Source organism: Microbacterium sp. bgisy189 (assembly GCF_057707225.1).
This window is the reverse complement of sequence record NZ_JBYIPT010000003.1, coordinates 279,533-304,653: the sequence shown is the minus strand read 5'-3', so window position 1 is coordinate 304,653 and position 25,121 is coordinate 279,533. Positions and strand designations below refer to the sequence as shown.

Annotated in this window: 24 protein-coding genes; 11 read left to right on the top strand and 13 right to left on the bottom strand. The window is 70.1% G+C overall.

Annotated features, from left to right (window positions below; all coding sequences use genetic code 11):
* The first annotated feature begins 2 nt into the window (after nucleotides 1–2).
* Nucleotides 3–641: a TrmH family RNA methyltransferase gene (locus AC3ENX_RS06715; RefSeq protein WP_434811092.1), complete on the top strand. Its 639-nt coding sequence runs from the start codon at nucleotides 3–5 to the stop codon at nucleotides 639–641.
* 108 nt (nucleotides 642–749) lie between these two features.
* Here the strand turns inward: AC3ENX_RS06715 and AC3ENX_RS06710 are convergent, their stop codons facing one another.
* Nucleotides 750–2,069: an MATE family efflux transporter gene (locus AC3ENX_RS06710; protein WP_434811091.1), complete on the bottom strand. Its 1,320-nt coding sequence runs from the start codon at nucleotides 2,067–2,069 to the stop codon at nucleotides 750–752.
* Between the two features lie 53 nt (nucleotides 2,070–2,122).
* Between AC3ENX_RS06710 and AC3ENX_RS06705 the strand changes: the two genes are divergently transcribed.
* From AC3ENX_RS06705 to AC3ENX_RS06685, 5 genes are all read left to right on the top strand, one after another.
* On the top strand, nucleotides 2,123–3,913 hold the full coding sequence (locus AC3ENX_RS06705; protein WP_434811090.1) for a DUF308 domain-containing protein: 1,791 nt from the start codon (nucleotides 2,123–2,125) through the stop codon (nucleotides 3,911–3,913).
* A gap of 20 nt (nucleotides 3,914–3,933) precedes the next feature.
* The gene (locus AC3ENX_RS06700; RefSeq protein WP_434811089.1) at nucleotides 3,934–5,919 is read left to right on the top strand and encodes a M13 family metallopeptidase; all 1,986 of its coding nucleotides are present in this window, start codon (nucleotides 3,934–3,936) and stop codon (nucleotides 5,917–5,919) included.
* Between the two features lie 42 nt (nucleotides 5,920–5,961).
* On the top strand, nucleotides 5,962–6,882 hold the full coding sequence (locus AC3ENX_RS06695; protein WP_434811088.1) for a serine hydrolase: 921 nt from the start codon (nucleotides 5,962–5,964) through the stop codon (nucleotides 6,880–6,882).
* A gap of 312 nt (nucleotides 6,883–7,194) precedes the next feature.
* Nucleotides 7,195–7,998: a MerR family transcriptional regulator gene (locus AC3ENX_RS06690; RefSeq protein ID WP_434811087.1), complete on the top strand. Its 804-nt coding sequence runs from the start codon at nucleotides 7,195–7,197 to the stop codon at nucleotides 7,996–7,998.
* A gap of 115 nt (nucleotides 7,999–8,113) precedes the next feature.
* Nucleotides 8,114–10,000: a BCCT family transporter gene (locus AC3ENX_RS06685; protein WP_434811086.1), complete on the top strand. Its 1,887-nt coding sequence runs from the start codon at nucleotides 8,114–8,116 to the stop codon at nucleotides 9,998–10,000.
* A 134-nt stretch (nucleotides 10,001–10,134) separates the two neighbouring features.
* On the opposite strand, the gene purU is transcribed toward AC3ENX_RS06685, so the two are convergent.
* Complete coding sequence (purU, locus tag AC3ENX_RS06680) at nucleotides 10,135–11,013, bottom strand: formyltetrahydrofolate deformylase (RefSeq protein ID WP_434811085.1); 879 nt, start codon at nucleotides 11,011–11,013, stop codon at nucleotides 10,135–10,137.
* A 207-nt stretch (nucleotides 11,014–11,220) separates the two neighbouring features.
* Here purU and AC3ENX_RS06675 point away from each other — a divergent pair, with 207 nt between their 5' ends.
* The gene (locus AC3ENX_RS06675) at nucleotides 11,221–11,631 is read left to right on the top strand and encodes an NAD-dependent epimerase/dehydratase family protein (protein WP_434811084.1); all 411 of its coding nucleotides are present in this window, start codon (nucleotides 11,221–11,223) and stop codon (nucleotides 11,629–11,631) included.
* 82 nt (nucleotides 11,632–11,713) lie between these two features.
* On the opposite strand, the gene AC3ENX_RS06670 is transcribed toward AC3ENX_RS06675, so the two are convergent.
* From AC3ENX_RS06670 to AC3ENX_RS06630, 9 genes are read right to left on the bottom strand one after another with little or no spacing between them, the layout of a single operon-like run.
* Entirely contained in the window at nucleotides 11,714–12,118 is a 405-nt protein-coding gene (locus tag AC3ENX_RS06670) for a PIN domain-containing protein (protein WP_434811083.1), read from the bottom strand.
* On the bottom strand, nucleotides 12,115–12,336 hold the full coding sequence (locus tag AC3ENX_RS06665; RefSeq protein WP_434811082.1) for a type II toxin-antitoxin system VapB family antitoxin: 222 nt from the start codon (nucleotides 12,334–12,336) through the stop codon (nucleotides 12,115–12,117). Before AC3ENX_RS06665 ends, AC3ENX_RS06670 begins: the two co-directional genes overlap by 4 nt.
* Before the next feature lie 51 nt (nucleotides 12,337–12,387).
* Nucleotides 12,388–13,467 carry a hypothetical protein gene (locus AC3ENX_RS06660; RefSeq protein ID WP_434811081.1) on the bottom strand — a complete coding sequence of 360 codons (1,080 nt, stop codon included), beginning with the start codon at nucleotides 13,465–13,467 and terminating at the stop codon, nucleotides 12,388–12,390.
* Nucleotides 13,461–14,246 (bottom strand): hypothetical protein, encoded by a 786-nt coding sequence (locus AC3ENX_RS06655; RefSeq protein WP_434811080.1) that lies wholly within the window; start codon nucleotides 14,244–14,246, stop codon nucleotides 13,461–13,463. Before AC3ENX_RS06655 ends, AC3ENX_RS06660 begins: the two co-directional genes overlap by 7 nt.
* The gene (locus AC3ENX_RS06650; RefSeq protein ID WP_434811079.1) at nucleotides 14,243–15,229 is read right to left on the bottom strand and encodes a vWA domain-containing protein; all 987 of its coding nucleotides are present in this window, start codon (nucleotides 15,227–15,229) and stop codon (nucleotides 14,243–14,245) included. Before AC3ENX_RS06650 ends, AC3ENX_RS06655 begins: the two co-directional genes overlap by 4 nt.
* Nucleotides 15,226–16,203 (bottom strand): vWA domain-containing protein, encoded by a 978-nt coding sequence (locus AC3ENX_RS06645; RefSeq protein WP_434811078.1) that lies wholly within the window; start codon nucleotides 16,201–16,203, stop codon nucleotides 15,226–15,228. Before AC3ENX_RS06645 ends, AC3ENX_RS06650 begins: the two co-directional genes overlap by 4 nt.
* Nucleotides 16,204–16,205: 2 nt before the next feature.
* Complete coding sequence (locus AC3ENX_RS06640) at nucleotides 16,206–16,688, bottom strand: hypothetical protein (protein ID WP_434811077.1); 483 nt, start codon at nucleotides 16,686–16,688, stop codon at nucleotides 16,206–16,208.
* A complete protein-coding gene (locus AC3ENX_RS06635) occupies nucleotides 16,678–17,562 on the bottom strand; it encodes a DUF58 domain-containing protein (protein WP_434811076.1) in 885 nt (294 codons plus the stop codon). Before AC3ENX_RS06635 ends, AC3ENX_RS06640 begins: the two co-directional genes overlap by 11 nt.
* 2 nt (nucleotides 17,563–17,564) lie before the next feature.
* Entirely contained in the window at nucleotides 17,565–18,566 is a 1,002-nt protein-coding gene (locus AC3ENX_RS06630; protein WP_434811075.1) for an AAA family ATPase, read from the bottom strand.
* A 120-nt stretch (nucleotides 18,567–18,686) separates the two neighbouring features.
* On the opposite strand from AC3ENX_RS06630, the gene AC3ENX_RS06625 reads away from it, so the two are divergent.
* On the top strand, nucleotides 18,687–18,971 hold the full coding sequence (locus tag AC3ENX_RS06625; RefSeq protein ID WP_434811074.1) for a type II toxin-antitoxin system VapB family antitoxin: 285 nt from the start codon (nucleotides 18,687–18,689) through the stop codon (nucleotides 18,969–18,971).
* Nucleotides 18,968–19,372: a type II toxin-antitoxin system VapC family toxin gene (locus AC3ENX_RS06620; protein WP_434811073.1), complete on the top strand. Its 405-nt coding sequence runs from the start codon at nucleotides 18,968–18,970 to the stop codon at nucleotides 19,370–19,372. The genes AC3ENX_RS06625 and AC3ENX_RS06620 overlap by 4 nt, the downstream gene beginning before the upstream one ends.
* A gap of 28 nt (nucleotides 19,373–19,400) precedes the next feature.
* Here AC3ENX_RS06620 and AC3ENX_RS06615 read toward each other — a convergent pair whose 3' ends face one another.
* Nucleotides 19,401–20,834, bottom strand: coding sequence for an MFS transporter (locus AC3ENX_RS06615; RefSeq protein WP_434811072.1), 1,434 nt, complete (start codon nucleotides 20,832–20,834; stop codon nucleotides 19,401–19,403).
* Between the two features lie 4 nt (nucleotides 20,835–20,838).
* Nucleotides 20,839–22,152, bottom strand: a complete 1,314-nt coding sequence (locus AC3ENX_RS06610) for a peptide synthetase (RefSeq protein WP_434811071.1) — start codon at nucleotides 22,150–22,152, stop codon at nucleotides 20,839–20,841.
* A gap of 51 nt (nucleotides 22,153–22,203) precedes the next feature.
* On the opposite strand from AC3ENX_RS06610, the gene AC3ENX_RS06605 reads away from it, so the two are divergent.
* Together AC3ENX_RS06605 and menC are read left to right on the top strand one after the other, a co-directional pair.
* Entirely contained in the window at nucleotides 22,204–23,748 is a 1,545-nt protein-coding gene (locus AC3ENX_RS06605; protein ID WP_434811070.1) for an alpha/beta fold hydrolase, read from the top strand.
* A gap of 94 nt (nucleotides 23,749–23,842) precedes the next feature.
* On the top strand, nucleotides 23,843–24,970 hold the full coding sequence (gene menC / locus AC3ENX_RS06600; protein ID WP_434811069.1) for an o-succinylbenzoate synthase: 1,128 nt from the start codon (nucleotides 23,843–23,845) through the stop codon (nucleotides 24,968–24,970).
* Nucleotides 24,971–25,121: the final 151 nt, after the last annotated feature.

The window sequence follows — 25,121 nt, the reverse complement described above, 5'->3', positions numbered from 1 at the left end:
CGGTGAGCGAGCACACCGTCGACCCGGAAGAACCCGTCCTGGCGGTCGGCGTGGGCCCCTGGCCGGGCGGTCCCGAGGCGTGGCCCGACGACCCCCGCTACGACCGCGAGCTGCTCGCCGCAGGCGACCGCCGCAACGTCATCGACGCGTACCGCTACTGGACGATGGATGCGATCGTCGCCGACCTCGACGCCCACCGGCATCCGTTCCACGTCGCGATCGAGAACTGGCAGCACGACATGAACATCGGCTCGATCGTGCGCAGTGCGAACGCGTTCGGTGCCGCAGAGGTGCACATCGTCGGAAAGCGCCGCTGGAACCGGCGCGGCGCGATGGTGACCGACCGCTACCAGCACGTGCGTCACCACCCCGACGTCGAGGCGTTCTCGGCGTGGGCGCGGGATGCCGGCATCCCCGTCGTCGCCGTCGACAACGTGCCGGGTTCGGTGCCGGTCGACCGCGCCGACCTGCCCGAACGCTGCGTGCTGCTGTTCGGCCAGGAGGGGCCGGGGCTCTCGCCGGAGGCGGTGGCTGCCGCATCCGGCGTCGTCGAGATCACGCAGTACGGCTCGACCCGCTCGATCAACGCGAGCGCCGCCGCCGCGGTCGTCATGTACGAGTGGTGCCGCCGCTGGGCGTAGGCGCGCGCTGAGTCCAGGATTTCAGCGTGACTCGGCCGTTCAGACGGCTGGACTCGTGCGCGAATCCCGGACACGCGGAGTGGATGCCGAGAACTGGAACGCCGAGGCTCACGCGCCCGCGGTGAGCCACTCCGGGCGGCGCACGCGCCAGCCGAGGGTCACGAGGCGCGCGAGCATGTAGATGCCGAAGAAGCAGGCGGCGAGCCACGCGAGTCCGGACGCGCCCGTCGGCAGCACGATCCACAGCACGATGAGGGCGGGCAGATACGGCACGAGGTTCAGCAGGCCCGCGATCGCCAGGTACTTCGCGTCGCCTGCGCCCATGAGCACGCCGTCGAGCACGAACACGACCCCGCACACCGGCTGGGCGATGGCGAGCACGATGAGCGCCGGCTGCACGAGTGCCGCAACCTCGGGGTCGCCCGTGAACGCGAGTCCGATGACGCCTGACAGCGCGGCGATCAGCCCGCCGACGAGCACCCCGAACCACACGCCCCACGCGGCCGTGCGGCCGAGCACCCGGCGGACGAACGGCTCGTCGCCGGCACCCAGGCCCTTGCCGATGAGCGCCTGCGCGGCGATCGCGAGGGCGTCGAGGGCGAACGCGGCCGTTGCGAAGATCGTGAACGCCACCTGCCATCCGGCCAGTTCGTCGGTGCCGATCGCGGTGGCGACGGCGACCGTCGCGAGCAGTGCCGCCCGCAGTGACACGGTGCGCAGGAACAGCCAGCCACCCGACCGCGCCGACCCCCGCACGCCGTCGCGTTGCGGTCGCAGCGACGCCGCGTGCTGCGTGGCGAGCCGCCCGATCACGAGCGCGTACGCGGCCACCATGCCCCATTGCGCGACGACGGTGCCGGCGGCGGACCCTGCGATGCCCCACCCGAGCCCGTAGATGAACAACCAGTTCAGGAGCGCGTTCGCGGCGAAGCCGAGCCCCGCGATCCACAGCGGCGTGACCGTGTCTTGCATGCCGCGCAGCAAGCCCGTCGCGGCGAACACGATGAGCATCGCCGGGAGCCCCCACATCGACAGTCGCAGGTAGATCTCGGCTTGCAGGGCGACGTCGGCAGGTGCGCCGAACATCGCCACGAGCGGCGTCGTCGCGAACGAGCCGACCGCCGCCAGCACGGCACCGATGCCGAGCGCGAGCCACAGGCCGTCGATGCCGGCGCTGACGGCACTCTTCGGGTCGCCGGCGCCGAACCGCCGCGCGACGGCCGGCGTCGTCGAATACGCGAGAAAGACCATCAGTCCGACGATCGTCTGCAGGATCGCCCCGGCGATGCCGAGCCCCGCCAACGGTACGACGCCGAGGTGCCCGACGAGGGCTGAATCGACGATGAGGAACATGGGCTCGGCCACGAGTGCCCCGAGCGCCGGAACCGCCAGCCGCAAGATCTCACGGTTGAGGGTCACGCTCGCCATGCGTCGAGCCTATTCCTGCGCGCCGACGACGAGCCGCCTCGTACGCTGGATCGATGGCCCGCACCGCGATACTGCAGCGCCTGGCGCTCGTGCGCCTGCACGCGCGCCTGCCGTCGTGGCTGCGCATCGCGATCGCGATCGTCGCGATTGCGCTCGGTGCCGTGATCATCATTCGCCCGACGACGGCGCTCAATGTGCTCGCGGTGTTGCTGGGCGGCGGCATGATCCTCACCGGCGTGCTCGAACTCACCGGCCGAGCCGACGACGCCGAGCATCCGCGGTGGCGAGCGCTCACCGGGATCGGCTGGCTCGTCGGCGGCACGTTCGTGCTGCTGTGGCCGGCGCTCACCGTGAGGGCGGTCGGCGCGCTGGTCGGCGTGCTGCTGATCGTCAACGGCGTGCTCGGTGTCGTCGCGGCGTTCCAGCGCGGTCGCGGGTGGGATGCGCGCATCGCCGACGTCGCGTTCGGCGCGACGGGCGCCCTGTTCGGTGTGCTGGCGCTCGCGTGGCCTGACATCACGCTGCTCGTCGTGGCGGTTGCGTTCGGGGCACGCCTGATCTGGGGCGGGGTCGCCGACCTGTGGACGCGGTTGCGAGGACGGCGCGACCGCACCCGTCACCGTGACCCGTCGCGCCGCCGCTGGGGTCGAGCGGTCATCGCGATCGCATCGGTCGCCGTCGCGGTCGCCGCCACGATCGTCACCGCCCCGCTGCGTGCCGGGTCGCCCGTCGTCGATGACTTCTATGCCGCCCCCCGCGACATGCCGGATGAGCCCGGACGCCTCATTCGGTCCGAGCCGTTCACCGCCGGCATCCCGGTCGCCGCCGAGGCGTGGCGCATCCTGTACACGACCACCGGGGTGGACGGCGAGGTGCGTGCGGCGAGCGGTGTCGTCGTCGTGCCGCGCGAGGGCGACGGCCGGTGGCCCGTCGTCGACTGGAACCACGGCACGACCGGGTTCGCACAGGATTGTGCGCCGTCCCTGCAGGAGCGGGGCCTGTGGTCGGGTGCGCTCTACATCTTGCCGACGATGATCCAAGAGGGGTGGGCGGTCGTCGCCACCGACTACATCGGCTTGGGCACAGAGGGCCCGCACCCGTATCTCATCGGCCCGCCCAGCGCCTATGCCTCGTTGGATGCCGTGCGCGCGGCGCGCGAGCTGCCCGAAGCCGATCTGGGTGTCTCCACGGTGGTGTGGGGGCATTCGCAAGGTGGCCATGCGGCGTTGTGGACGGGGGCGCTCGCCCGCGAATACGCACCCGAGGTGTGGATCAAGGGTGTCGCGGCCCTCGCCCCCGCGGGCGACCCGCCGGCGCTCGTGCAGCGCGTGTCGAGGGTGACGGGCGGCAGCATCTTCGCGTCGTTCGCGATCGCGTCGTACACGCAGATCTACGACGACATCGACCTGCGCGAGGTGGTGCGGCCGGGCGCACAGGAGATCGTCCAGCGCATGTCGCAGCGGTGCCTGTCCGACCCGGGTACGGTTGTGTCGGTCGCCGCGGCGCTGGGGATGAGCGGCGACCCCGACCTGTTCGCGAGGCCGCCGACGAGCGGTGAGCTCGGCGTCCGTCTGCGTGAGAACATCGCGCCTGCCGGCACCACCGCACCGCTGCTGATCGGCCAGGGCGGCTCCGACACGGTCGTCTCGCCGACGCTGCAGAGCTACTACGTCGACACGCTGTGCGCCGCCGGGCAGCAGGTCGATTACCGCGTCTACGACGGATACGAGCATGCCCGCGTGATCGAGCGCCCCTCGCCGCTGCTGCCCGAACTCGTCGAATGGACGCATGCGCGCTTCGCCGGCGAGCTCGTCGAACCCGGCTGCACCCGTACCGATCGCTGACGACCGCCTATCCTTGTCACATGACCGAGAACGCCCCCCGCTCGGGGATCGACCTCGCCGAACTGAGCGAGTCCATCCGCCCGCAGGACGACCTGTTCCGCCACGTCAACGGCGCGTGGCTGGAGCGCACTGAGATTCCAGACGACAAGGCCCGGTGGGGTTCGTTCCACCTGATCGCAGAGCAGGCCGAGAAGGACGTGCGCGCGATCATCGAGGAGTCTCAGGATGCCGAGGCCGGCACCGAAGAGCGCAAGATCGGTGACCTGTACGCGAGCTTCATGGACACCGAGCGCATCGCCGAACTCGGTGCGCAGCCGCTCGCCGAGCAGCTCGCGCGCGTCGACGGGATCGACTCCATCCCGACCTTCCTGCGCACCGTCGGCGAGCTGGAGCGCGAGGGTGTCGGCGGCGTCATCGCGGCCTACATCGAGCCCGATCCCGGCAACCCCGAACGCTACGTCGTGTTCTTCTTGCAGGGTGGGCTGTCGCTGCCCGACGAGAGCTACTACCGCCTCGAGAACTTCGAGCACACGCGCACGGCCTTCCGCGGCTACGCGAAGACGATGCTCGAGCTCGCCGGGTTCTCGGCCGACGAGGCGAATGCCGACGCCGACCGCATCTTGGCGCTGGAGACCGAGCTGGCTACCCACCACTGGGACAACGTGCGCAGCCGTGACGCGGTCGCCACCTACAACCTGAAGACGTGGGCCGAGGTGCAGGAGCTCACGGGGCTTGATCTGCAGCCGTGGCTCGACGGTGTCGCACCCGACCACGCCGACGGGTTCGCCGAGATCAACGTCAACCAGCCGTCGTACTTCGAGGGCCTCGGCACGCTGCTCGTCGAAGACCGTCTCGACGACTGGAAGGCGTGGCTCAAGCTCCACATCATCCGCGCCAACGCCGCGTTCCTGTCCGACGAGTTCGTCGACGCGAACTTCGCGTTCTACGGCACCGAGCTCACCGGCGTGCCCGTCAACCGCGAACGTTGGAAGCGCGCGGTCGGCCTCGTCGAGGCGGCGATGGGCGAAGCGGTCGGCAAGGTGTACGTCGAGCGGCACTTCCCGCCGCAGGCCAAGACCGAGATGGACGAACTCGTCGCGAACCTCATCGAGGCCTACCGGCAGTCGATCACGAGCCTCGAGTGGATGACGCCCGAGACCCGTGAGCGCGCGCTCGAGAAGCTCGACGCCTTCACCCCGAAGGTCGGCTACCCGGTGCGGTGGAAGGACTACGCCGCCCTCGAGGTCGACCCCGGCGACCTGATCGGCAACGTCCGCCGCACCAACGCGTGGGAGCACGACCGCCAGCTCGCGAAGCTCGGCGGCCCGATCGACCGCGACGAGTGGCACATGACGCCGCAGACGGTCAACGCCTACTACCACCCGCTGATGAACGAGATCGTGTTCCCCGCGGCCATCCTGCAGTACCCGTTCTTCGACATGGAGCGCGACGCGGCAGCCAACTACGGCGGCATCGGCGCGGTCATCGGGCACGAGATCGGCCACGGCTTCGACGACCAGGGCAGCGCCTATGACGGCACCGGCGCCCTCAACAACTGGTGGACCGATGCGGACCGCGAGGCGTTCACCCAGCGCACCTCGGCCCTCATCGAGCAGTACAACGCCCTCACTCCGCAGGGGCTGAGCGAGGAGTACAAGGTCAACGGCGCCCTCACGATCGGCGAGAACATCGGCGACCTCGGCGGGCTCGGCATCGCGATCAAGGCGTACCGTCTGCACCTCGCGGCAACCGGCGAGACCGGTGACGGCCCCGAGATCGACGGGTTCACCGGCATCCAGCGACTGCTCTTGAGCTGGGGGCAGGTCTGGCAGCAGAAGGCGCGTGATGCCGAGACCATCCGGCTCCTGACGATTGACCCGCACGCGCCGAACGAGTTCCGTTGCAATCAGATCGTCCGCAACGTCGACGCGTTCTACGATGCGTTCGAGGTCACCGACGGCGACGAGCTGTGGCTCGCGCCGGATCAGCGCGTCACCATCTGGTAATCACCCCCTGCTGCGCCCTGCCCGGCGCGGAAAGGATCAAACGTGGGCACCCCCGAGCCCTCGAATGACACGACGCTCCGGCGTGGTGCCCGCCGCGCTCCGGCGGGCGCCCGCACGCGTCGTTCGTCGTCTGCGCGCCGTTCGTTCACGTCGACCCTGACGGCGCTCGATGCGCTCTCGGTGGCCGGCGCGCACGTCTCGCTGAAGGTTATCGACCTCGACTCCGGGTCGGTGGTGCTCAGCGGTGACGAGCACGTCACCCTGCCGGTGGGCGGCATCGGCATCGTGCCCCTGCTCATCGAGGTCGCCGCACGCATGGAGTCCGGCTCGCTCGATCCGTTCGAGATCGTCGACCGTGCGAGCGTGGATGCCGTCGCTGTCGCAGGCGTCTGGCGGCACCTGAAGGCCCCGGCCCTGCCGATCGTCGATCTCGCGGTCCTCGCCGCGGCGACGGGCGATGCACTGGCCGCCAACGCGCTGCTCGATCGGGTCGGGCTCGACGCCGTCCGCGAGCGACTCGGTTCGCTCGGGCTGCGTCGCACCGCGCTGCTCGATCGGTTCCGTGACGAGCGCGGGCCCGACGATGCGCCGCAGGTCGCGCTCAGTTCGCCGGGAGAGCTCGCGGAGCTGTTCGCCGGACTCGTGAACTCCGATGTCGTCTCGGCGGCGGTCAGCACGCAGGTGGCCGAATGGCTGAGTCTCAATGAGGACCTGTCGCTCGTGGCGTCCGCGATGGGGCTCGATCCGTTCGCCCACGACGACGACCCGGGCGGACTGCTGTTCGTCAACAAGACCGGCCGCGGCGACGGTGTGCTCGCCGAAGCCGGCGTGGTCGCCGGTCCCCGCGCGGGCGTCGCCTACGCCCTGCTGGTGGGCTTCGACGACTTGTCGGTCGCGCATCGGCTGCGCGCTCACGATGCGTTCCGCACGCTCGGGGTCGATCTGATGGAGTACGTGCACTGACGAGACCGGCGCATGCCGGTTGCGGAATGTCTGGGGATGCCTGGCGGCGAGTCCGCTGACCGCTCGCTGTGCGGGTGTGGATAGCCGGCGACACCCGAGTCGCGTTCGGAGTACATTCACCTCAGCATCGGGTTCGCCATGAGCCTGTTCGCCGTCGTCGCCGTGCAGAAGAACGTGCGCGACATCGCCGCCTTCAACGCGGCGCACCCCGAGTTGGCGCACGCCCGCATCGACCCGCAGGACGCGTAGCGAGTCGATCTCGCGGCTCGCGCTTGACCCTCACACGGTGTCAGGCTGTCGAGTGGGATCACCATGTTGAACATCGGAGAGTTCGCCCGCCTGGCCGGCGTGTCGGTGCGGATGCTGCGTCACTACGACCAGCTCGGCCTGCTGCGCCCGCAGCAGGTCGATCCGCACAGCGGCTACCGCTCGTACTCCACGGCGCAGCTCGAACGCGCCAATCAGCTGATCGCCCTGAAAGACCTCGGGTTCACGCTCGAGCAGGTCGGCCGACTGCTGGATGACGGGCTGTCGGCCACGGCGGTCACGGCGTTGCTGCGAGAGCGCCGGCACGAACTGCGCGAGCAGCTCGAGGCCGACCAGCGGCGACTGCGGTCGGTCGAGGCGAGACTCCGAGCAATCGAGAAGGAGCATCCCATGTCCGCATTCATCGAGACGTCTCTGCCTGCACTGCGACTGGTCCAGCAGTCGGTGCGCATCGACGAGATGAACGAGATCGAAGACGCGATGGGCGGCATGTTCGGCCGCGTCAACGCCGCGATCGACGCCGCCGGCGCGTCCCGCACCGGGCCCGGCATCGCGACTTACACGGTCGACGGTGACGGCATGATCGCTGCGGCTGCCGAGCAGATCGCCGGGGACGACGTGCCTGCCGGGCTGGAGGCGGCGACCGTCGACGCGCAGCCGCGAGCGCTCACCGTCCGCTACACCGGCGCGGATCTCTCCGGCATCCAGAGTGCGTGGCAGGAGCTCGTCGCCGAGGTCGAGGCGCGAGGGCTCACACCGTCGGGCACGTGCCGCGAGGTCTACGAGTCGACGCCCTTCGACGGCCCCGGTGCCGAATGGTCGGTCGACCTGCAACAGCCCGTCGCGTGACCGGTGGCGTGCCGGTCACGCCACGCCGAACGGCGCCCGCAGCCTCCGAGGCCGCGGGCGCCGTTCGCTAGCATGGGGCCGCACCTTGCCCGAGATCACGCATCGGAGGACCGACATGGCCGCCCACTCCACCTCGCCGTTCCGCAGAGACTGGCATCCGGGGGAGGTGTGGGCTCAACTGCGCAAGCCGGTGTTCGTGCCGGCCGTCCTCGTGATCGCCGCGCTGATCGTCGTCGCGATCATGTTCTCCAGCGAAGAGGGCGACGCGTTCGCGGTGCTCAAAGACGCGATCACACAGGGCGTCGGCTGGTGGTACATCCTGGCGGCGACCGGCTTCGTCGTCTTCGCGTTGTACTGCGGACTCTCGCGCATCGGCAACATCAAGCTCGGTCGCGACGACGAAGAACCCGAGTTCTCGACCGTGTCGTGGTTCACGATGCTCTTCTCGGCGGGCATGGGCATCGGCCTCGTGTTCTACGGTGTCGCCGAGCCGCTGTCGCACCTGATGGTTCCGCCGGGCAACGCCGGGGTCGATCCTGAGACGACCGCGTCGGGCCGCCTCGCGATGGACCTCACGCTCTTCCATTGGGGACTGCATGCGTGGGCGATCTACGTCGTCGTGGGCCTCGGGCTCGCCTACATGACCTTCCGCCGCGGGCGACCCCTTTCGATCCGCTGGCTGCTCGAACCGATGATCGGACGCAAGCGCGTCGAAGGCTGGATCGGGCACACGATCGACGTCGTCGCCATCGTCGGCACGCTGTTCGGCGTCGCGACCTCGCTCGGCTTCGGCGTGCAGCAGATCAGTGCCGGTCTGACGTTCCTGGGTTGGGTGGAGCCGTCGCCGACGTTCACCGTCATCCTCATCGCCGTCGTCACCGGGCTTGCGACGCTGTCGGTCGTCTCCGGGCTCGACAAGGGCCTGAAGTGGCTGTCGAACATCAACATGTCGCTGGCCGCGCTGCTCGCGATCTTCGTGCTCGTGCTCGGCCCCACCCTCGTGCTCATCCAGGGCATGATCGCCAACACCGGCAGCTACATCGCCGCGCTCCCCGGGCTCATGCTCGAGACCTGGCCGCTGGCGACCGACACCTGGGCGGGCGATTGGACGATCTTCTACTGGGGCTGGTGGATGAGCTGGGCGCCGTTCGTCGGCATGTTCATCGCGCGCATCTCGCGCGGCCGCACCATCCGCCAGTTCGTCATGGGCGTGCTGCTGGCGCCCACGCTCATCGGCGTGATCTGGTTCACGATCTTCGGCGACTCCGCGATCCTCCGACAGCTGACCGAAGGCGACATGCTCACCGATGGCGCCGTGAACACGAACACGTCACTGTTCCAACTGCTCGAGACGTTCCCGATGGCGGTCGTCACGAGCGTGATCGCGATCGCGATCATCGTGTTCTTCTTCGTGACGTCGTCCGACTCGGGGTCGCTCGTCATCGACATCCTCGCCACCGGCGGTGCCACCGAGACGCCGCGGCTCACGCGCGTCATGTGGTCGGTGCTCGAGGGAGTCGCCGCTGCGGTGCTGCTGCTCGTGGGAGGGGCGGCATCCCTCACTGCGTTGCAGACCGCGTCGATCGCGACCGCCGTGCCGTTCTCGATCATCATGGTGCTCGCGTGCATCTCGTTGCTGCGCGCCTTCCACTGGGAGGTGCAGAACGCGCCGCAGTACGTGCGGGCGCGCCTGGCGACGCCGCCCGGCGGGGACGCGGCATCCACGACCGACGTGCCGAGATCGCGTCGTCGCGAGGTGATGACGACCCTCGCCGCGGGCCTGGGCATCGCGCGTCCCGAGCAGGTGACGCCCCTCGGGGACGGCGAGTTCCTCGTGTCGCTGCAGACGGTGCCGATCGATGCCGTCGACGTGGATGCCGCCGGTGTTGCGACCCTCGATGAGGAGCGCATCGCGCAGGACCCGATCGCCGGTGAGGTCTTCGACACCCCCGAGTTCGAGGCACTGCACGGGGCCGACGGCGACCACCCGCGCGGCGGGTAGCGCGCGCCGCGGCGTCGGCGCGCGTCACCAGATTCGGAGAATGCCTGCAGATTCGGGTGGATCCGGGCTCGGGATCCGAATCCGGCGACAATCTCCGAATCTGATGACGCCGCGGCGCCCGGCAGACCGGGGCGTCAGAAGATGATGGTGTGGTTGCCGTGGCGGATGACGCGGTCCTCGGCGTGCCAAAGGACCGCGCGCGAGAGCACCTGACGCTCGACATCGGCGCCGCGGCGGGTGAGCTCGGCCGATGAATCGGCGTGGGTGACGCGGACGGTGTCCTGCTCGATGATCGGGCCCTCGTCGAGGTCAGTCGTGACGTAGTGCGAGGTCGCGCCGATGAGCTTGACGCCGCGCTCCTTCGCCTTCTTGTACGGCTCGGCGCCGATGAAGGCGGGCAGGAACGAGTGGTGGATGTTGATGACCGGCACCCCGAGCTGCTCGAGGAAGTCGGCTGACAAGATCTGCATGTAGCGGGCGAGCACCACGAAGTCGACGTTGCCGACGAGCAGCTTCAAGATTTCGGCTTCGGATGCCGACTTGTCAGGCCCGGGCGTCGACGGCACGTGGAAGAACGGCACCCCGAACGAGCGCACATCGTCGGCCGCCGTCGTGTGGTTCGAGACCACCATCGGAATCGTCACCGGCAGGTCGCCTCGACGGTGCCGCCACAGCAGGTCGAGCAGGCAGTGGTCCTGCTTGGACGCGAGGATCGCCATGCGCTTGGGCACCGACTGGTCGGTCAGCGACCACTCCAACTCGAACGGCCGCAGTGTGCCGTCGATCTCCGCTTCGATCTGCGGGCGGTCGGCCGCGAAGTCGGGGCGGTGGAACACGACCCGCTGAAAGTACGCGCCGCCCGTCGGGTCGTCGGAGTACTGGTCGAAGGCGACGATGTTGCCGCCGATGCGGGTGATCATCGCCGAGACAGCCGCAACGATTCCCGGGGTGTCCTTGCCGTGCACGATGAGGCAGGCGTGGGCGGGGTGCAGCTGCGGGCTGGGCGACGTCATGCATCGATTCTGCCGTGTCCGAACCGGTGCACCGGCATCCGCACGCCTTGCGCCGTGCACAACTGCGGGGATTCTCGACGGCACGCCGGGCCTTGCACACGGTGCACGGCGTGTCGTTCTTGATCCCCGCAGTTGTGCACAGGCGGGGCCGCACGCCGAGAGCGAAACCTGATGCGGCGGTAGTCGGCTCCCGCGCAGGATGTGGGCATGCGCATCCTCATCCTCGGCGGCACGGTCTTCCTCTCTCGCGAGATCGCGCGGCAGGCGCTCGAACGCGGCCACGAGGTCACCTGCGTGAGCAGGGGCGACGGCATCCCCGACGGCGCGACGCACGTGCGCATCGACCGGGCGGCAGTTATCGACCCGGCGGCGCCGGCGTGGCAGGCGCTCGCCGCCCAGCGGTGGGATGCCGTGGTCGACGTCGCGCGCACACCGTCATGGATGCGCACGGCCTCGACGGCATTGGCGGATGCCGCGAAGCACTGGACATTCGTGTCGACCATCAACGTCTACGCAGACCTGTCGCACCCCGGTGCGTCGGCCGGCGGTGCGGTGCTCGTCGAACCGTCCGCCGCAGGAGACCTCGACAAGCTCGACTTCGTCGACGCTTCCGCGTAGCCGCCGCGAGGTCGTAGCCTGGCGCCATGAGGGCGCCCGTCACCGCACGCCGCCGGAACAGAGATCGCACCGGGCCGAAATCCTAGGGCGCGACGTACTCCTGGCGGACCGCACCGCGGGTGGCGCTCTCGATGTGCCCGAAGTCGCGATCCGAGTTGAGGATGACCGCGTCGTTGACGACCGCGTAGGCCGCGATGAGGCAATCGAAGGCTGCAGCCGCGCGCACGAGCCCTGAGCCCCACAGTGCCTGTTGGACGTCCAGGGCGTGCTGCTCGTCGGGGTGTTCCCAGGCGGGCAGGAGCTGCGCCATGTCCGAGCGGAGCTCTTCGTACTCCTGAGGTGTCCGGGCCGAGTGGCAGTACTCGAGCACCTGAGGAGGACAGGTGATGATCAGGTGAGCAGGTGAGAGCTCTCGGAGCTTTGTCGCGATTGTTTCGCTCGTTGACGCCTTCTGCCAGATGCTGTTGTCGACGAGGTAGGTCGTCACCGGTCGGCAGCTGTCGACGCGGGCGGGATCGTCGGTGCGTTGATCTGGTCGGGCTCGAACGTGCGCGCGATGATCCGCTCGACAGCTGCCGGTTGGCGACGGACGGCGATGAGCGTCCGCAGGGCGAGATCCACCGTTTCGCGATTGGAGGTCGTCCCGGCGAGTTCCTTCGCGTGGCGCAGCTCGTCTGGGTCGATATCGATTGACGTGACGGCCATGATTCCCCCTCCGTTGTATAGAGCAGTATATAAGGACACTGCCCCGTAGGCCTACGACCCCGCCGGGTACGGCTCCATCGCCTCGATGAACGCGTCGCGGTCGCTCTCGCTGAGTACCTCGCGCGACAGCATGAACAGCGTCAGGCCCTCCAAGGGCGCGTCGGTGCCGGCGACCTGGGCTTCGCGCGCCTGGCGGAACTGGCCGGTCGGGTCGCGGGTCAGGTCGGTGATGGTGGAGTAGCTGCTGAGCACGCCCGGCCAATCGTCCGCGTAGTACTCCCACACCGCCTGCTCCGAGGGCTCGGCGCTGCCGTAGAACTTCTCGGCGGTCTCGGGCGTAATCCCTGAATCGACGGTGTTGAACGCGGCGAAGTACTCGAATCCGTGACGGGCGAGCACGTCTTCGACCCGCGCCATCACCTCGGCCTTCAGACCCAGTTCGGTGATCGGCTCGAGCGTCGACCAGGATGCCGATGACGCGACCACGAGCATTGACTCACCGCCGTACCCGTTGCGCGCCGACCGGGTCGACGCGTCACCTGCCGGCACCCATCCGAAGCCGTACTCGGCGGTGAGCGTCTCGCGCACATCCGCCATCGCGGCATCCGCTGCGGCCGTCGTCTCTTCGAGCGACGGCTGGGCGAGCACCTCGTCCGCCGGCAGGTCCTTCACGCCGGGGAACGCCTCCCAGAACCGGTCCTCGTCCGAGACCGGTCCGAGCCCGGTCGTCGCGGCGCCCAACGCACTCATCGCTCCGACGGTGCCGACATTGACCAGCAGCGCGATCGTCAACGCGACCGCGGCGAGCTTGCGCCCGTCCGCCATCACCAGGCCCGCGACGATCACGCCGACCACGAGCAGCTGCAAGATCACCGTCGTGCCGTTCAGCAGCGCGGCGGGTGGCGCGAGCAGCAGGAGCACCAGCAGTGCGAGCGCGAACACCCCTGCCGCCACCAGCGCGACCCATCCGACGATGCGCCCGGCCGGTGTCGGCTGGGGCGGGGGAGGCAGCGGCACCCCGGACGGTGCCGGGCGGGGGATGCGGGTCGCGCCACGGTATCCGCCGGCGGGCGGCAGCGGCGGCGGCGCGGCGTCGTTGGTGAGCACGGTCTGCCCGTCGTCGGTCACCATGGGCGCTCCACCCCTCCGCCGGTGCCGTCGTCTTCTTGCTCGCGCTCGTCGCGCTCGGACTGCCCCTGCTCCAGCCGCTCCTTGATCTCGTCGAGCTCGTCTTCGGGCGGCGGCTGCGGCGACTCTTCGGCATCCTGCTCGTTGTCGTCGGGTACCGGCGGCGGCGGTTGCAGCTTCTCGCGCAGGCGCTGCTCCTGCTCGTCCAACGTCGTTTTGAGGCTGCGCTGCGGGTCGGGCGATTGCTCGTCGGCCTCGGCGGTACCGCACTCGGGCGGGGTGCCCAGCACGAGGTCGAGCGCCTCCTGATACAACGCGGCCGCGGCATCCGCATCACCCGCCGCCCGCGCGCGATCGCCCTGCCACTCCACGACCAGCGCCAGGTTCGACCGCACCGCGCACGCCTGCAATCCGTCGACCAGCACCACCGCCGTCTCGAGCGACGATCGCGCGGCGTCGAGGTCGCCCGCCGCGGCCTGGCCCACCCCGCTGTTGTAGTGCGCAAGATACGGCTCGAACCAGTTCAGTGGATGCTGCCCGCGCGCCGCCGCGATCGTGCCCTGCGCGTCCGCGGACTCGTGCGCGGCGATCGCCTGGTTCGCGAAGGTGTACATGCTCAGCAGCTTGACGACGAGTACGGCCGCCGCGAGCAGGATCGGGATCGACGCGAACCCGACGATCCGGCGGATCCGCTGCCGGCGCCTGTTCGCGGCGACCAGTGCAGCCGCCGCGGCAGCCGGGTCAGCCGGTGCGGGGGTGGATGCCGGGAGCGTCGCGGTCATGGTCGCCTCCCCGTGCGGGTGATGGCGCCGGCCTGCACGAACCGGCGGGTCGCGAGCGCGATCTCGACGCCCAGCAGCACCAGGACGGGAACCGCCAGCATCCACGTCAGCTCGGTGCGGGTCGCCGCCGTCCCCGACGCCGTCACGGTCTGCGTCGGCGCGGGCGGATAGTCCGGTTCGGTCGCGGCGTCGCGTCGCTGGTAGTCGACGCCGAGCTCGTCCGCGATCGTCTGCAGGGCCGCGTCATCGATCGTCGACAGCGCGGGTGCGCCCTGGTACTCGATGTATTCGCCTGCCGGGTCGCCGCCGACCGCGGTCGTGCGCATCGGGCCGCCTGCCTCGGTGCCGTAGCCGAAGACCGCACCCCCTGCCACCAGGGCGGCCGATGCATCGAACGACTCCGGGTCGTCGGATGCCGTCTGTTCACCGTCGCCGAAGTAGAACACCATCCGGGTGCGATCCGGAGACCGGTCGGCGGCATCGGCGAGCAGGTCGGCGACCGTGTCGGCGGCCACGCCGATCGAGCTTCCGCGTGACTGCGCGGTGGCCTCCGGGCGCAGCACCTCCACGGCCGTCATGACCGCGGTGGTGTCGGTGGTCAGCGGCAGTCGCACCTGCGCCGACGCGTCGAATGTGACCAGGGCGAACCGCGCGCCGGGGTACGCGTCAAGGAGCGCCGCGATGTCGCTGCGAACCCCTTCGATGCGGGGTCGGTCGCCGTCCCAGTCCTCCGCGACGATGCTTGCGGTGGTGTCCACGGCGAGCACGATGTCGGTCTGGGTGGCCACGGTCGTCACCTGCCCGTCGGGGATGCCGGGGCGCAACAGTATCGCGCCGCACAGCACGACGAGCAGCATCCTTCCCGCCCACACGGCTCGCGCCGTCGTGTCGCGGGCACGCACGAGCGCCATCACCGCGACGGCGAGCACCGCCGCGGTGAGCACGGCTACCAGCAGGGCGGGGATGATCGGCAGAAAGCTCATGCGCGCACCCTCCACGCGACCACGACCAGCCCTGCCACGAGCACGAACAGCACCGCCGGCCACACGCCGGGGTCGTCGGCGATCACGATCTCAGCCTCACCGCGCAGGAGCGTCGCGTCTTGCCGTTGCACCTCGGCGACGATGTCACCCACCGTTGTCGTCTCGCGCAGGCCGAACGCGTCGCCGCCGGTGGATCGGGCGGCCTCGGCGAGGGCGGCGCTCGTCGGGTTGGCGGGGTCGAAGATCGGATCGATCGAGTACAACCGCACGCCCAGCGATCGCGCGAAGTCGGCGGCCTGCTGCAGCGTGACCGTCTCGGCGCCGTTGATCTCGTTGTCGGTGGCGAAGATGATCGAGCGCGACCGGTCGTCTTCGGGGCGGTCGAACCCGAGCGTGCAGGCGGCCAGGCCGTCACCGATCAGCGATCCGCCGGGGCCGTTGAGCGTGCCTACCCAGTGCTCGGGCACCGACTCCACGAAGTCGAAGCTGTCGCGCATGTCAGTGAGGTGCGCTTCGATGAAGTCGTAGTCGTCGGTGAGGGGAAAGATCTGCACCGGCGAACTGTTGAAGATCGTCAGACCGATCCGCTCACCCTCGAACCCGGGGAGCAGCTCCTGGAACACGTCGAGCACTTCGGCGTCGACCTCGGTCATCGAACCGGACACATCGAGGCACAGGACGATGTCGCGATTGCGCGTCTCGGGCTCGATCGACTGGACCGACATCGGCCGTGCCGCGACGAGGCCCCCGATGGCCACGGCGACGACCGCCAGCGCGACCAGCGCGCTCGCCGTCAGGCGGCGTCTCCGCACGGCGGCACGCACGCCGGGCAGCGATCGGATGCGCTCGGCCCGCGCAATCGGAGCCGCCCCGGCGCCGCCAGCCCGTCGGCGACCCGACAGCACCCCGGCCACGATCCCGCCCACAGTTCCGCCCACGATGGCGACCGCGGCGAGCAGCAGCATCCACGGCATTGCTAGCTCCACGACTGCACCACCTGACGTGCCGCAGCCGCACCGGCTGTCGGGTCGATGGCGGGGCCGCGTCGGAACAGCGACGGGTAGTAGTGGCGCTGCAGGGCGTCGACGAGGCTCGGGTGCACCCCGCGGTCGGCGAGGTCGCGCAGGCTCAGCACCGGCGCTTCGAGGCCGCTGTATTCGTTGACGTACCCGCGGGCGAGGCGGCTGAGTTCGAGGTTCGCGTGGCGGGCGTCCAGTGCCCCGGCGCGGTACGCGTGCTCCACGGCGTCGATGCGGGTGAGGTACTCGCCGCGCAGGTGCGCGATCGCCGCGCCGACCACGTCGAACGGTTCGACCTCGCGCGGTTGCGGGCGCGGGCGCTTCGGCGCCGTGAGCGCGAGCACGATCCATGCCAACACCACCACGAGTGCGATGATCCCCACGGCCAGCACGATCCAGCCCCAGCCGTACTGCGCCGGCGGATACAGCTCACCCGACATGCGACCTCCGCTCGAGCATCGCCAACAGTCCGGCGACGGCGTCATCGCGACCGCCGATCTCGGCGTGCGAGACCGCGACGCGGTCGAACAGCTCGCGGCGGCGGGTGTCCTCGGCATCCCGCATCGCCCGGATCTCGGCCAACACCTCACGGTCGCCGTGCAAGAACGCCGGCACCTGCCACGCGCTGTCGACATCGACCCGCGGGCGTGCCGAATCGGTCTTGAGCACCGGGGCGCCGTCGCGGATCGTGACCCACAGCAGGTCGTGCTGCACCCGCAGCCGCCGGATGAGCCGTTCCTCGTCGGCGGTGACGGGGGCCTCGTCGGTGACCACGACCATGATCATGCGACGCGACACCGAGCGCACCACGGCATCGAGCAGTCCCGGCCGGTCGCCGTGATGCTGCGACGTCGCCATGGCGGCATCCACGGCACGCAGTGCGCGCTCCAGGCCGCTCTCGCCCGAGGTGGGCCGCTCACGACGGATGCCGCCGGCATCGCCGTGCACGATGGCGACCTCGTCACCGTGCCGCACTGCGAGCAGCCCCAGTACGCCCGTGATCAGAATCGCGAGGTCGCGCTTCGGGATGTCGTCCTCGGCCAGCGCGCGCATCGACGCGCTGCTGTCGACCGCGAGCAGCACGGTGTGGCGACGCGTCGTGCGCATGCGCTTGACGAACGGCTCGCCGTAGCGTGCGGTCGCCTTCCAGTCGATGTCGCGCACCTCGTCGCCCGGCTGATACTCCCGCAGATCCTCCACGTCGAGGCTCCGCCCGTGATGCAGCGACGCGTACGCGCCGTCGAGCGGATGCATCGAACGGTGCGTCGAGCGGATGAACAGGCGGCTGCGCACCCTGGCGAGGAGGCCGGCCATGATCAGGGCGTCGCGACGGCGCCGAAGATCTCGTCGATCAGCTCTTCGCTGCGAACGCCCTCGGCCTCGGCCTCGTACGTCAGCAGCACGCGGTGGCGAAGCACCGGGTACCGCAGCTCCCGGATGTCTTCGGGCAGCACGTGGTCGCGCCCTGCCAGCAGTGCCAGCGCGCGCGACGCCTGCAGGAACGCGATGCTCGCGCGCGGGCTCGCGCCGTATTTGATGAGCCGGGCGCGGTCTTCGCCGATGTACTGCGCAGCGTTGCGGGTGACGTAGGCGAGGCCCACGATGTAGTTGCGGATCGCGGCGGAGACGTGCACGCGTCGCGCGATGTCTTGCAGGGCCGCGACGTCGTCGACGGTGACCGCACCGGGCACGTGCACATCGGGGTCGAGCACGCCGGTGTCGAGGCGGTCGAGCACCTCGCGCTCCTCCTGCGGGGTCGGATAGTCGACGATCTCTTTGATGAGAAAGCGGTCCATCTGCGCCTCGGGCAACGCGTGCGTGCCCTCTTGGTCGATCGGGTTCTGCGTCGCCATCACCAAGAACGGGCGGGGCACCCGGTGGGCCTCCCCACCGATCGTCGTCTGGCGCTCCTGCATCGCCTCGAGCATCGCCGACTGCGTCTTCGCGCTTGACCGGTTGATCTCATCGAGCAGCACGAAGTTGGCGTGCACGGGTCCGAGCACCGTGCGGAACGACCCGGACGACGCGTCGTACACCTGCGTGCCGATGATGTCGCTCGGCATGAGGTCGGGCGTGCACTGGATGCGGTGGAAACTCGCGCGGACGGTGTCGGCGAGCGTGCTCGCCGCCGTGGTCTTCGCCAAGCCCGGGACGGATTCGAGCAGCACGTGACCGCCGGCGATCAGCGCGATCAGCAGGCTCGTGCGCAGACGGGTCTGCCCGACCACCCGGGAGGAGAACGCGGTGGTGACCGTCGAGATGACCGACGTCGCGCGGGCGAGCTCGTCGGGCGTCAGGTCAGAAGCGGATGCAGTCACTGCGGCCCTTTCGCCGGGGACGGGGCACACGCGGCGTGCAACCCCCAGGGCAAGCGTAACCACTCGTTCGGAGAGGGTAGACATCTACCGGTTCCTGATCTACCGCGGTAGAATCGGCCTATGAGCCTGAATATCAAGAACGAGCAGACGCACGCGCTCGTCCGCGAACTGGCGCAGCTGACCGGCATGAGCCAGACCAGCGCGGTCGAAGACGCAGTCCGCCGCCGACTCGACGAGCTGCGCGGCGGCGGTCAGCCGCGGCGGTTCAGCCCGGCCGAGGAGGCGCGCAAGCTCGCGGCGATCGAGCGGATCGTGGCCGCGTTCCACGCCGAGACGACACCCGAACAGCGCGAGAACATGGTCGACCACGGTTGGCTCTACGACGAGATGGGGCTGCCCAAGTGATCGTCGACACCTCGGCCCTCCTCGCCATCCTTCAGAACGAGGAGTCTGCGGATGCGGCAGTCGCGACGCTCATCGCATCTGCGCCCCGCATTGCTGCGCCCACGCTGGTCGAGGCAAGAGTCGTCGTCGGTGCGCGATACGGCGTGGTCGGGTTGCGTCGACTCGAGGCGCTGCTCCGACAGTTCGAGATCGAGGTCGCCGCCTTCGACGAGCGACATGCCGATGCGGCCGCGCTGTCCTACAGGGAGTTCGGCAAAGGATCCCGGCACCCCGCCCAGCTCAACCTCGGCGACACGTTCAGCTACGCACTGGCATCCGTCGAAGACGAGCCGCTCCTGTACGTCGGCGACGACTTCTCGCGCACCGACATCCGTTCCGCGCTGGAGGAGTACGGCGGCTGAGGGCGCTCGCCGGAACCAGCCCTTCGCCTCACTCCGGCAGCGAAGGATGCCGCTCGATCGTGGGGCGCTGGGGGATGAAGGCGGCGAGCACGAGCGCGATGACCGCAGCGGCGCCGCCGAGCACGAACGACAGGTCGTAGGCGACGTGCGTCGGCACGTTCACGCCGTTCTGCACGGTGGTGAAGGTGGCGAGCACGGCGCCGATGACGGCGGCGGCGGTCGAGGTGCCGAGCGAGCGGAACAGGGCGTTCAGCCCGTTCGAGGCGCCGGTCTCGCTGGGCGGCACCGAGCGCATGATGAGCATGGGCATGGCGGCGTACCCGAAACCGATGCCGACGCCGACGAGCAGGTTGGCGACGAGCACATGCCACACCTCGTCCGACCACAGCAGCGAGAAGCCGTAGGCGACGATGAGGGCGATCGCTCCCATCACGAGCAGTCGACGCGGGCCGACCGTGCGTGCCAGGCGCCCCGAGTACGGCGAGAGCACCATCATCACGAGGCCGGCCGGTGCGATCACGAGGCTCGCGGCGAGCAGGGTGAGTCCCATGCCTGCCGGGGCGGGCAGTTCGAGCAGCTGCGGGTACGACACGTTCGAGCTGAAGAGCGAGAAGCCCATCGCCATCGACGCGATGTTCGTGAGCAGCACGGGGCGCCTGGCCGCGACGCGCAGGTCGAGGAGTGGCTGCGCGATGCGCAATTCGTACCAGCCCCACACGAGCAGCACCGCGAGTCCGCCGAGCCCGCACGCGAGGACGGCGGGGGAGGTCCAGCCCCATTCGTTGCCGCGTGAGACGGCGAGCAGGATGCCGGTGAGTCCCGCCGCGAGGCCCGCGGCGCCCACGTAGTCGAAGCGGCCCGCGGTGCGCAGCACACTCACCGGCACGATCCACAGCACGAGGGCGAACACGACAGCGCCCATGCCGGCCGCCATCCAGAACAGTGCGTGCCAGTCGGCGTACTGCGTGACGAGCGCTGACAGCGGCATCCCGAGTGCACCGCCGACGCCCATCGTCGCGCTGATGAGCGCGATCGCGCTGTCGACGCGGTCGCTGTGCAGCACGTCCCGCAGGATCGAGATGCCGAGGGGCACGACGCCGGTGACGGCGCCTTGCAGTGCGCGGCCGATGATGACCCCGACGATGTCGGTCGACAGCGCGGCGATCACCGAGCCGACGACGAGCACTGCGAGCAGCACGAGCACGATGCGCCGTTTGCCGTACATGTCGCCCAGGCGGCCCGAGATCGGGGTGATGACCGCTGCGGCCAGCAGTGTCGCGGTGACGACCCACGCGGTGTCTTCGCGGCTCGCGTGCAGCAGTTCGGGCAGTTTCGCCTGGATCGGCACGACGAGCGTGAACATGAACGACGACGCGAGCCCGGCGATCGCGAGCACGGCGACGATGGCGCCCTGGGGCGGTACCCGGGTGAGTCTGCTGCGCTCGTCGTCCGGGTGTCCCACTGCCTCAGGCTACCGGCGTGACAACCCCCCGAGGGCCGAGCCGGGCGGCCTCCTGCAGGGCGGCGGTGACGGCGTCGAGCCAGCGGCCGACGTGCACGCGGGCCTCGGAGGTGTCGGGGAAGCGGATGCGAAGGTGCAGCCCGTCGTCGCCGGCGAGGAACCAGATCATGACCCCGTCGGTCTGCGTCGCCGCCGACACCCACTGCACCTCGGTCGCGCCCGGCACCTCGATCGGGATGCGGCGGGCGTCCAACCACGACACGGCGAACATGCCGGGGGTCGCCGGCATCCCTCCCCACGGCGCGAGGATCGGGGCGAGCGGATGCGAGCCGAGCGCGAGCGCACGCTTGACGGCCGCGGCACCGGATGCCGGGTCGTCGGCGTCGCAGTCGATCACCGCGTTCGTGATGAACCATCCGACGCCCTCGTGCCACCGCGGCTCGAACCGACTGTGCACGGGGAAGACGGCGCGCAGCGGGGCATCGGCGACGCGACGGGTCACTTCGGTCAGCAGCGAGACCGCGAGGGCGGCCACACGCACACCCGCGGCGTCGGCGCGCGCACCGAGTCGGGCATAGCCGTCGGCGTCGAGCACGTCGCGCACCACGACGATCTCGTCGCGCGGCGAGGAGAGGTCGCCGAGCGGCAGCGGAAAGACGGGCATGAGTCCGCCGCCGTCGGCCATGATCCGCTCCCACTGCGCCGTGACGTCGGCGGGGGCGGGCGGCGCGGCCTCGAGGAGGCGTGTGTGCTCGGCGAAGGCGGGCGCCTCCGCGAGCGGGCCGCTGTTTTTCAGGGCATCAACGAGATCGCGGGCGAGGATGAGCAGTGACCACATGTCGAGGTGGGAGTGGTCCGACGCGATCACCACCACGGGCGGTTCGTCGCCGGTCTCGAGCAGCGCGACCCGGTGGCTGGGTGCACCGAACGGCCGACATGCGGCATCCAGCACGCCACGCAGCACCGCCCGCGGGTCGTCGGTGATCGCGTGCTCCTGCCACTCGGGATCGCCGGGCGTCGCCTCGTGCAGGGTCAGGCCGTCGGCATCCGCCGAGACGACCGTGCGGAGCGTCCCGTGGCGCGCGACGACGGCCGCCCATGCCCGCCCGATCGCCTCGCGCTCAACCGGGCCCGGCAGGCGGAACGACAGGGCCATCCACGACCCGGCGCGGTCGCCGGCTTCGAGGTGCCGGCGCTGGTCGAACGAGATCGGCAGCGGCCGCCGCGGGTCGGGCGTCAGGGGAATCGTGCACGTCGACAGGCGCCCCGTCGAAGCGCCTTCGGGCAGCGCCAGCTGCAGCACATGTGTCAGTCGCATTGCGCCGTAGTGTAGGGCCACGGGATTTCCACTCTGCGACAGGGAGGCGTCGTGCACACACTCGACCTCGGCACCGCGCAACTCGCCTACGATCTCGCCGGCGAATCCGGCCCGCTCGTCGTGCAGCTGCACGGCCTCACCTCCAGTCGTGAACGCGACGCGCTGCTGGGCCTCGACCTCGGCCGGTCGCTGCGGTCGCACCGCATCCTGCGCTATGACGCGCGGGGTCACGGCGCTTCGACGGGCAGCCCGGGTGCCGCCGACTACGGCTGGGACCACCTCGCTGACGACCTGCTGGCCTTGCTCGACCACGTCGCGCCGGGCGAGAAGGTGCACGGGGTCGGCGCATCGATGGGCGCTGCCACGCTGCTGCACGCCGCGGTGAAGGATGCCGGGCGCTTCGCGACGCTCACCCTCGTCACGCCGCCGACCGCGTGGAAGACCCGTGCCGCGCAGGCCGGGCACTACCTCGAGGGCGCATCGCTCATCGAGGCGAAGGGCATCGCCGCGTTCGAAGAGATCGGCAGCACCGCACCGGTACCGCCGGCCCTCGCCGATGCACCCGCGACCCGGCCCTCCGTGGCCGAAGCGCTGCTGCCCACGGTGCTGCGCGGAGCCGCGGCGACGGACTTTCCCGCGGCCGATGCGGTGCGCGGCATCCGCGTGCCGACGCTCATCCTCGCGTGGGCGCAGGACCCCACCCACCCGCTGCGGACGGCCCGGCGCCTGGGCGAACTGATCGACGACAGCAACGTCGTCGTCGCCCGCACCCCGTACGGCGTGACGGCATGGCCCGGACTATTCGCCGAGCACGTGCTGACGGTCGGTGCCGGCGCACCCGAGACGGGCGCGATCGCGCTGCCCGGCGCGGTGTCGCAGGCCGCCATCCCAGCGCCGGGTTCGGGTGAGATCGAGATCCGCCCACTCGACACGGCAGACCTGTGCGCTGCGGGGGCGGCGGTGCTCGACGCGGTGTGGTCGGATCGCGGTTCGATGCCCGCGAACCTGCTGCGCGCGCTCGAACACTCCGGCAACTATGTCGTCGGACTGTTCGACGGCGACCGCATGATCGGCGCCTCCGCGGCGTTCTTCGCCGGCCCCACAGAGCGGTCGATGCACTCGCACATCACCGGCATCCTGCCCGGCTACCAGGCGAAGGGCCTCGGGCGCGTGCTGAAGCAGCACCAGCGCGAGTGGGCCCTCGCGAGGTCGGTCGGACACATCACCTGGACCTTCGATCCGCTCGTGGCCCGCAACGCGCACTTCAACCTGATCGTGCTCGGCGCGCGTGCCACCGAGTACCTCGTCGACCACTATGGGCCCATGACCGACGGCGTCAACCGCGGCGACGAGACCGACCGGCTGCTCGTGTCGTGGGCGGTTGCCGCCGCACGCCCGCACACCCCCGCCGAAAGCGACATCGTCGACACCGTGCCGCTGCCGCGCGACATCGAAGCGCTGCGGCGCACCGACCAGGCCGAGGCGGAGGTGTGGCGGCGACGCGTGCGCGAACGGTTCCAGCAGCTGTACGCCGAGGGCCTCGTCGTCGGCGGCTACCGCGACAACGCAGGCTACCTGTTCGTCCGCCGGGCATGATCGGCGCGCGTGAGGGCAGTGCGGCATCCGCGGTGAGCGTGCGCGACGGGGTCTCCATGCCGCCATCCTGACCCGCCGTCGCTAGCCTGGCGGCATGCCGATCACGAGTCCCGCTTCCGCCGTCCGCCTCGAGGGCTTCGAGCTGCTCGTGCTGCACCTGCCGCTCGTCTCACCATTCACGACCTCGTTCGGCACCGAGACGGTGCGAGAGGTCATCGTCGTGCGGGCGCGCACGGCCGACGGCGACGGGTGGGGCGAGATCGTGACACAGCAGGCCCCCCTTTACTCCAGCGAATACACGCAGGGCGCGTGGGACGTCGCGCAGCGCTTCCTCGCGCCGGCGCTGCTCGACCGCGGCACGGTCGCCCCGCATGAGGTCGCGGGCGTGCTCGAACCGTTCGTCGGCCACCGCATGGTCAAGGCAGGTCTCGAGCTGGCGGTTCTCGACGCCGCGCTCCGCGCCGACGGCATCTCACTGGCGACCCACCTCGGCGCGACGACCGACCGCATTCCGAGCGGGGTGTCGGTCGGCATCCAGCGCGATCCTGCGGCACTCGTCGACGCCGTCGCCGGCTACCTGGATGCCGGGTACGTGCGGATCAAGATCAAGATCAAGCCCGGTCGTGACGTCGACGACACCGCGGCGGTGCGGGCCGCGTTCGGCGAGATTCCGCTGCAGGTGGATGCGAACTCGGCGTACACACTCGCCGACGCCGACACGCTCGCCGAACTCGACCGGTTCGACCTGCTGCTGATCGAGCAGCCGTTGCAGGAGGATGACATCGTCGACCACGCGACGCTCGCGAAGCGCCTGCAGACGCCGGTATGCCTCGACGAGTCGATCGTCTCGCGCAAGGCCGCGGCCGACGCCCTCGCACTCGGGTCGGCGTCGATCATCAACATCAAGGCCGGCCGGGTCGGCGGATACCTCGAGGCCGTCGCGATCCATGACCTCTGTCGTGATGCAGGGGTGCCGGTGTGGTGCGGCGGCATGCTCGAGACCGGCATCGGCCGGGCCGCGAACGCCGCGCTCGCCGCCCTGCCCGGCTTCACACTGCCCGGTGACGTCTCGGCATCGGACCGCTTCTACACGCGAGACATCGTCACCGAGCCCGTCGTGCTCGAGGACGGCCACGTCCGGGTGCCGACCGCACCGGGCCTTGGCGTCGAAATCGATTCCGACGCGTTGGAGGGGTTCACGGTCGAGGCCGTCACGGTGTGATTTCGCCCTGAAATCAAGGGTTTCAGCCTCATCGGGCAGACACGCCGTCGGTGCGTGTTGCATCTCGCTCCATGTCGAGCGTATGATCGCGCTCGGAAGCGAACGGAATCGTTTCCGGAACCCGAATGCAAGGCCGAACAGCGATGTCGTG